The organism is Onishia niordana, assembly GCF_004798965.1.
Lineage (GTDB): Bacteria > Pseudomonadota > Gammaproteobacteria > Pseudomonadales > Halomonadaceae > Onishia > Onishia niordana.
Map to the genome: position 1 here is coordinate 1 of NZ_SDSD01000185.1, position 229 is coordinate 229.

Consider the following 229-nt stretch of genomic DNA (forward strand, 5'->3'; position numbering starts at 1 on the left):
CTTATCTGAAGCAGACAAGAGCTTTGTGGAGCCAGTCATGAAGGAAACTGAGATTTGGGATCTACGTAACCAAAGAGTTGCCCAACTTTCTGGCGGACAGCGTCAGCGTGCTTTTATCACGATGATTTTAGCGCAAGACAGTGAAATTATTCTTTTGGATGAGCCGACAACGTATCTCGATCTTTTGCACCAACTTGATATTTTAAAACTGTTAAAAACTTTTGCGAAA

Annotated in this window: 1 protein-coding gene; it reads left to right on the forward strand. The window is 41.0% G+C overall.

The features are described 5' to 3' along the window. Window positions 1-25: 25 nt before the first annotated feature. On the forward strand, window positions 26-229 hold a 204-nt coding region (locus ETC27_RS18425), incomplete at its 3' end, for an ATP-binding cassette domain-containing protein (protein WP_369333517.1).